This is a genomic window from Burkholderia sp. Ac-20392, assembly GCF_017104585.1.
GTDB classification, from domain to species: Bacteria; Pseudomonadota; Gammaproteobacteria; order Burkholderiales; family Burkholderiaceae; genus Burkholderia; species Burkholderia lata.
The window spans coordinates 1-7,931 of sequence record NZ_JAAGPB010000403.1 but is presented as its reverse complement, the minus strand read 5'-3'; the positions used below and the strand labels follow the sequence as shown (position 1 = coordinate 7,931).

Here is a 7,931-nt window from a genome sequence, read left to right as displayed (position 1 = left end):
CCATGCATCGGGCGACGTGCGCATGATCGACGCGTCGAGCCAGTCAGTGGCCGACGCGGTGCGCGCGGCAACCGGCGGCCACGGCGCGGACATCGTCTACAACACGGTCGGCAGCCCGTACTTCGAAGCGGCGAACGCATCGATGGCGATCGGTGCGCGGCAGATCTTCATCTCGACGATCGACCGCAGCGTGCCGTTCGACATCTTCGCGTTCTATCGCGGCCAGCACACGTTCGTGGGCGTCGATTCGCTACAGCTCGGCGGCGCCGCGGTCGCACGGATCCTCGACACGCTCGCGCCCGGCTTCGGCAACGGCACGCTGCGCCCGTTCCCGATCGACGACGACTACGTGTACCCGCTCGAGCGCGCACACGATGCGTATCGCGCGGTACTGGCCGGTGCGCGCGAGCGCGTCATCCTCAAGCCCTGACGCCGGACCACACGGGAGACCGCCATGATGGATTACGTGATTTCGCTCGCGGTGGGCCTCGGCGTCGGCGTGCTGTACGCGCTGCTGCACGTGCGCTCGCCGGCCCCGCCGCTCGTCGCGCTCGTGGGCCTGCTCGGGATGGTGATCGGCGAACGCGCGATCGCGCTGCTGCGCTGACGCGTCGATGCGGCGCCGACGGCCCTAGCGGTCGTCGCGCCGGCGGAACGCCCACCATGCGGCGAGCCCCGTGAAACCCGCGACGAGCAGCACCATCAGCCAGAAGCCGTGCTTGTTCTCCGAGAACGGCACGCCCCCGACGTTCATCCCGAAGAAGCCGGCGACGATGTTGATCGGCAGCGCGATCACGGTCACGAGCGTCAGTGTGAACAGCGTCCGGTTGTTCTGCTCGTCGAGCCGCGAGCCGATCTCTTCCTGCAGCAGCTTGATCCGCTCGTTGAGCCCCGCCAGATCGGCCAGCACCAGCGAGAACTCTTCGGTCGATTCGCGCAGCTCCTGCACGTCTTCCAGATGCAGCCACGCAGGCGGTTTCGCGAGCAGCCGGAAGATCGACCCGGGCTCGGGCGCGAGCATGCGCTGCAGGCGCGTCAGCGTGCGGCGCATCGCGCCGAGCTCGATGCGGCTCGACGTGAGCCGCTGCGACAGGAAGCGATCCTCGATGCGGTCGACGTCGACGCTCGTGCGCCGCATGATCTGGATCAGCAGGTCGGCCTGGTCGCGCAGCAGGTGCACGAGCAGCTCGGCGGGCGACCTGAACTGCTCGCCGTCGCGCACACATGCGCGCAGCGTGTCGACCGAGCGCAGCGGCTTGAGCCGCGCGGTGACCATGATGCGCCGCTCGACATGGACGAACAGCGTCGCGATCTCCGACGGCGTCAGTTCGAGGTTGAACATCACGTCGTTGACGATCGCGCGCAACGCGCCGTCTTCCTGCTCGATCCGCGTCGAGCGCGAGCCTTCGTGGAGGAATTCGAAGAAGCTGTCGGGCAGCCCGAGATGCGTGCGCATCCAGCGCTCGCTCGCGCCGTGCGCGAGATTGAAGTGCAGCCAGACGAAATCGTCCGACGCGGCACCGTGCTCGCGGCACGTGCGCAGCCACGAGGCAGCCGAATCGGCATCGAGCGTCGCGCCGGATCCGCCCGGAACGAAGCGGAATCCGCACACCATGCCGGACGTATCGGCGCCGTAAGTCTGTACGATCAGGTCCATCGTGTCGAAGGTCGTGCTGCACACGGCGCGCCGCGCAAAACGGGTCGCGCGCCCGCGCCGGAAAAGGAAAGGAGACGTATGCCCGACGGGCGTGACGCGCCGGTGACAGCGTCACGCCGCATCATACCGTCCGATTCCGTGCCCCCCAAAAACAACGCGCCGCCCAACGGGCGGCGCAGGTGCGGCGGGTCGACACGCGCAAGACGCGTTACTGCCGCGTCTCCGACTGCGCGGCGCTCGGGCACGCGGGATCCTTGCCCCAGTGCCCCTCGCAGACGCGCCAGCGGCACAGTTGATCCTCGAAGAAACCGCGCTCCGAACACTCCTTCACGCGCGATGCCAGCGAGCCGGTCGTCGCGGCCGTCTTGGTCGGCACGGCTTGCGTCTTCTGCGCGGCGAGTTTCTTGTCGGCCGGCTTCGTGCGCGCAACGAGCGCCGCGAGCAGATCCGCATCCGGATCGTCCTTCCCGCCCGCCTTCGCGGTACGCACCGGCGCCGCGTCGCGATGTTTCTTCGCCTGCGCGAGCTCGGCCTGCTGTTCCTTGCGATGCTTGCGGGCCTCGGCCTTTGCATCGGCCTTCGCGTCGGCCTTGCTGTGCGCGGCGACCTTCGCGCCCTTCGCGGCGTCGGCCTTCGCGGTCTTGGTCGTCGCGGCAGCAGCAGCGGCGGCCGCACCGGCCGTGGCCGCGCCCGATGCGTCGTCGGTACCATTGGCGAGCGCACGCGACAGGCGGCTGTTGTCCGCGGCGGACGCGGACGATGCGGAAGCAGCGGTTCGGGATGCCGCGTCGTCGTTGAAGATCGTGGCCGGTTGCACGGCGGACGCAGCGGACGCGGCATTCTGCGCAACCTGTACGGCGGCATCGCTGGCCGCTGCGGCCTTCGCCGGTGCAGCTGCGGCAGGCGCGGCCTCGGCCGCGACGGCGGCAACCTGCTCACTGGAATGCTGCATGCGCCATGCGCCCCAGCCACCGACGGCAACCACCAGGGCCACGACGGCGGCGATCGGCGCCTTCAGCGAACGGCGCGGCGGCTCGGCCGGGGGCGTGACACGTCCTTCCAGATTCGCGAGAATGCGCGACTGCTGAGCTCCGTCGCCTGCCGGTTTGGTATCGGACAGCAAGCTGGGCGGAGATTTCGAATTTGAATTTTCCGGCGCACTCATTCAGCGTCTCATTGAATCCTGGTTTAATTCACCGCGATAATATAGCCCGGCCTCTCGAAGCAGCCTGATTCTAAGAGCAAGCATTGCAAAACACAATCAATTCCAATTTCCGGGGATTTCGTTGATTGCCGTCGCACTCATCGCCTATTTCGCCCTTGCCGTAGCGGTTGCGGCACTGTTGCTTTTACCGGGTATCCGCGCGACCGTTTTCGAATCCGTCGCCCAGTTTCACGGCCGTCTTACGCGCCGTGCGAACGATCGCGCCACGCGTACGCGAAGTCAGATTGTTAAATCGGCAAGCGTTACGCGCGGTGCTTTAAACGACGTGCAAAATTTACTGGTTCGCCGGCGCTTGATGATTATGGTATCGGCAGGTATTCTTGCGACGCCGCCATTGGTCGCCATTGCGTTACGCGGCCGGCAATTGTTCCAGTACGACGACACGGCGCGCGTGCCCGACGAGAAGATCGCCGCGCTGCTGCAGGGCGAACAACTCGTGCCGCCCCCGCCGCTGCCGCCGGAAGTCTTCGCCACCAAGGAAGTCGAACAGGTACGCCCGGCGCTGAAGGATGCGAGCCGCGACTGGAACCTGCTGGATCCGGATTTCCGTACGCGTTTGCTGCTGGTCTACAAGATCATGCACGAACAATATGGTTATGAGATGGCGTTGCTGGAAGGTTATCGGAGCCCGGAACGACAGAACCGGCTCGCGCAGATGGGCGGTAGCGTGACCAACGCGGCGGCCTTCCAGAGTTATCACCAATTCGGGCTGGCGGCCGACAACGCATTCCTGCGCGACGGCAAGCTGGTCATTTCCGAGAAAGATCCGTGGGCGATGCGCGGCTACCAGTTGTATGGCCAGGTCGCCGAACAGGTTGGCCTGACCTGGGGGGGCCGCTGGAAAATGATGGATCTCGGGCACGTGGAATACCATAAACCCGGTTTTAAACTGGGACGCGGCAGCTAGCCAGGGCTGCCGGACAGGAAATAATGAGGGCGGCATGGGGCTTTTTAATATCCCGGCAGGAAACGATATGGGCGGCGCAAAAAATCATGCATTCCGGTGCGCGATTTTTTCCGGCCGCCGCTTCCGTTTTAAATCTCACAGCGTCCTTTCATTAATGCGCGCGCCTTCTCCGATGCCGCGGGCGCATTGATGCCAGCCCCCTTCATCCCGTTTGACAGCATGGCGACACATCGCGGCGCCACCCTTGCCGCTCGGCGCGCCTGCGTCGCCTCACCGAATCGCACCGGAACCTGAACGTCCTATGCAACGCATCCTCAACGTGCTGACTCATCCGCGTACGCTCTCGATCGTCGGGATCGTCGCGCTAGCGGCCATTCTCTTCATCGTCGCCGACATGCTGCAGCTGCCGCTCCTGTGGGCGGCGATCGCGTTCGCGACGATCCTGGCACTGTGGCTCGTCGTCGCGCTGTGGCGCCGCTGGCGCGTGAAGCGCGCGAACCAGCAGCTCGGCCAGGTGCTGGAAGAACAGGCGGAAACCGGCAAGATCGCCGCGCCTGCCGCCGCCGCGCTCGCCCCCGATTCGAAGACGGCCGACCTCGACGTGCTGCGCACGCGCCTGTCGGATGCGGTGAAGACGATCAAGACGTCGAAGATCGGCCAGGTGTCGGGCGGCTCCGCGCTGTACGAGCTGCCGTGGTACATCGTGATCGGCAACCCGGCCGCGGGCAAGAGCAGCGCCGTGCTCAATTCCGGCCTGCAGTTCCCGTTCGCGGACAAGAACAGCGCCGTGATCCACGGCATCGGCGGTACGCGTAACTGCGACTGGTTCTTCACGACCGAGGGGATCCTGCTCGACACGGCCGGCCGCTATTCGGTGCACGAGGAAGACCGCAGCGAATGGCTCGGCTTCCTCGGCCTGCTCAAGCGCTATCGCCCGAAAGCGCCGATCAACGGCATCATCGTCACCGCGAGCATCGCCGAACTCACCGGCAACCGCCCCGAATTCGCGATCAACCTCGCGAAAAACCTCCGTCAGCGCGTTCAGGAGCTGACGGAGAAGCTCGAAGTGTTCGCGCCGGTCTACGTGATGTTCACGAAGGCCGACCTGATCACCGGCTTCACCGAATTCTTCAGCAGCAGCGACAAGCACGAGTACGACCGCGTGTGGGGCGCCACCCTGCCCTACGAGCCCGACGACAAGCGCGACGTCGTCGCGCAGTTCGACACGCACTTCGAGGAGCTCTACGAAGGGCTGAAGGAAATCAGCGTCGCGCAGCTGTCGCTGTCGCGCGGCAACCAGCTGTCGCCGGGCCAGTTGAGCTTCCCGCTCGAATTCTCGACGATCAAGCCGTCGCTGCGCGCGTTCCTCGCGACGCTGTTCGAGAACAACCCGTTCCAGTACAAGCCGATCTTCCGCGGCTTCTACTTCACCAGCGCGCTGCAGGAAGGCGAAACCAACAGCACGGCCGCGCAGCGCATCGCGCACCGCTTCGGCCTCGACGGCGCCGCGCTGCCGAAGCCGCACAGCGCGTTCTCGAAGAACGGCTTCTTCCTGCGCGACCTGTTCTCGAAGGTGATCTTCGCGGACCGCCAGACGGTGCGCCAGTTCGCGAGCCCGACCAAGACGCGGCTGCGCTACGCGACCTTCTTCGGCTTCGTCGCGGCGCTGGCGCTCGCGCTCGGCGGCTGGACCTGGTCGACGATCGGCAACCAGCAGCTCGTCGCGAACGTGCAGGCCGACCTCGACAACGTCACGCGCCTGCAGCAGGGCCGCAACGACCTGCAGTCGCGCCTGCAGGCGATGGACATCCTCGAAGACCGGATCGAGCAGCTCGAGCAGTTCCGTCGCGACAAGCCGATTTCGGTGTCGCTCGGCCTGTACCAGGGCGACCGTCTCGAGCAGCACCTGCTGACCGAGTACTACAACGGCGTGCGCCAGATCCTGCTGGCCCCGGTGTCGCAGAACCTCGCGTCGTTCATGAAGGACGTGAACGCGCACCCCGAACAGCTCGTGCCGATGACGCGCCCGCCCGAATCGGGCGCCGTGCAGGGTGGCGCGATGCCGGTCTCGACGAACGCGGCAGGCGCCGCGCCGCAGGCCGGCGCCGCACTGGCCGCGTCCGGCGCCGCGCCAGCCGCCGCCTCGCAGCAACCGGCCGCACCGCAGGGCGGCCTCTACAGCGACGCGTCGCCGACCAACGTGCAGGACGCGTACAACGCGCTCAAGACGTACCTGATGCTGTCCGACAAGCGTCACGTCGAGCAGGCGCACCTGACCGACCAGCTCGCCCGCTTCTGGCGCGGCTGGCTCGAGACGAATCGCGGCAACATGCCGCGTGACGAGATGATCAAGAGCGCGGAGCGCATGATCTCGTTCTACCTGTCCCGCGTGAATGACGACGACTGGCCGATGATCGACGCGAACCTCGCGCTCGTCGACCAGACCCGCGAGAACCTGCGCCACGTCGTGCGCGGGATGCCGGCCCGCCAGCGCGTGTACGAGGAAATCAAGGCACGCGCATCGACCCGCTTCGCGCCGATGACCATCGCGCGCATCGTCGGCGACGGCAACCAGGGCCTCGTGGCAGGCAGCTACGCGATTCCGGGCACGTTCACGCGCGAAGCGTGGTTCGACTACGTGCAGCCGGCGATCCGCGACGCGGCGACCAAGGAACTGCAGGCGAAGGACTGGGTGCTGAACACGTCGACGCAGGACGACCTGACGCTCGAGGGCAGCCCCGAGCAGATCCAGAAGACGCTGGTCGGCATGTACAAGACCGAGTACGCGCAGCACTGGCAGAAGTTCATGCAGGGCATCGCGGTGCAGGGCTTCAGCAGCTTCGGCCAGGCCGTCGACGGGATGAACCGCCTCGGCGACCCGCAGGATTCGCCGATCCGCAAGATCCTCGAGACCGCGTACGACCAGACCTCGTGGGACAACCCGTCGCTCGCGAACGTGACGATCAAGAAGGCGCAGACGGGCGTCGTGAACTGGGTCAAGCAACTGTTCTCGCGCTCGCAGGCCGGCCAGGTGGCGGCTGCCAACATCGACATCAACGGCAATCCGGCCGAGGTGCCGATGGGTCCGATCGGCCAGGAGTTCATCGGGCTCGCGCGGATCGTCGCGACGCATGACGGCACGTCGATGCTCAAGGGCTACATGGATTCGCTGTCGAAGGTCCGCACGCGCTTCAACGTGATCAAGAACCAGGGCGACCCGGGCCCGGGCGCGCGCCAGCTGATGCAGCAGACGCTCGACGGCAACGGTTCGGAACTCGCCGATTCGCTGAAGCTCGTCGACGAGCAGATGCTGACGGGCCTCACCGATTCGCAACGCAAGTCGCTGCGTCCGCTGCTCGTGCGGCCGCTGATGCAGGCGTTCGCGGTCGTGATCCAGCCGGCCAGCGCCGAAGTCAACAAGGTGTGGAACGCGCAGGTCTACCAGCCGTTCCAGAACTCGCTCGCGACGAAGTACCCGTTCGCGGCGAGCGCGAAGGTCGAGGCCGGCGCCGGTGAAATCGCGCAGGTGTTCGGTCCGGACGGCTCGATCGCGAAGTTCGTCGGCACGACGCTCGGGCCGCTCGCGGTGCGCCGCGGCGACACCCTCGCCGCCCGCACGTGGGGCGACATGGGGATCGGCCTCACGCCGGACTTCACGAGCGGCTTCGCGCGCTGGGTCGCACCGCTCGCCGGCGGTGCGGCAGGCAGCGCGGCCGCGTCGTCCGAGCCGCAGACCGTGTTCCAGATCCTGCCGCAGCCGAGCACGGGCACGACGGAATACACGATCGCGATCGACGGCCAGCAACTGCGCTACCGCAACACGCCGCCGCAGTGGACCAACTTCGTGTGGCCGAATCCGCAGGGTTCGCCGGGCGCGACGCTGTCCGCGACGACCTTCGACGGCCGCACGGTGCAGCTCGTCAACGAGCCGGGCCGCTACGGTCTCGAGAAGCTGATCAACTCGGCGCAACGCAAGCGCCGTCCGGACGGCACCTGCGACCTGACATGGGCGCAGGGCAGCGTGAACGTATCGGTGACGATGCGCATCATCAGCACGTCGCAACCGTCCGGCGGTGGCGGTGACCAGCCGCAGCAGCAGAGCCTGCGCGGCCTGCAGCTGCCGTCGTCGGTCGCCGACGCGA

The 7,931-nt window shown here is 66.6% G+C and carries 6 protein-coding genes; 4 read left to right on the top strand and 2 right to left on the bottom strand.

What is annotated here, in order from left to right:
* Together G3N99_RS30230 and G3N99_RS30225 are read left to right on the top strand one after the other, a co-directional pair.
* Positions 1 to 430 (top strand): zinc-binding dehydrogenase (locus G3N99_RS30230; RefSeq protein ID WP_206124202.1); only part of this gene is annotated, 430 nt, incomplete at its 5' end.
* A 24-nt stretch (positions 431 to 454) separates the two neighbouring features.
* On the top strand, positions 455 to 607 hold the full coding sequence (locus G3N99_RS30225) for a DUF1427 family protein (protein WP_122944340.1): 153 nt from the start codon (positions 455 to 457) through the stop codon (positions 605 to 607).
* A 24-nt stretch (positions 608 to 631) separates the two neighbouring features.
* Here the strand turns inward: G3N99_RS30225 and G3N99_RS30220 are convergent, their stop codons facing one another.
* Both G3N99_RS30220 and G3N99_RS30215 read right to left on the bottom strand, forming a co-directional pair.
* Complete coding sequence (locus G3N99_RS30220) at positions 632 to 1,657, bottom strand: transporter (RefSeq protein WP_174939739.1); 1,026 nt, start codon at positions 1,655 to 1,657, stop codon at positions 632 to 634.
* Between the two features lie 208 nt (positions 1,658 to 1,865).
* Positions 1,866 to 2,822 (bottom strand): phage tail protein, encoded by a 957-nt coding sequence (locus tag G3N99_RS30215; protein WP_206124201.1) that lies wholly within the window; start codon positions 2,820 to 2,822, stop codon positions 1,866 to 1,868.
* Between the two features lie 121 nt (positions 2,823 to 2,943).
* Here G3N99_RS30215 and G3N99_RS30210 point away from each other — a divergent pair, with 121 nt between their 5' ends.
* Positions 2,944 to 3,789 (top strand): M15 family metallopeptidase, encoded by an 846-nt coding sequence (locus tag G3N99_RS30210; RefSeq protein ID WP_174939743.1) that lies wholly within the window; start codon positions 2,944 to 2,946, stop codon positions 3,787 to 3,789.
* Between the two features lie 301 nt (positions 3,790 to 4,090).
* On the top strand, positions 4,091 to 7,931 hold a 3,841-nt coding region (tssM, locus tag G3N99_RS30205; RefSeq protein ID WP_206124200.1), incomplete at its 3' end, for a type VI secretion system membrane subunit TssM.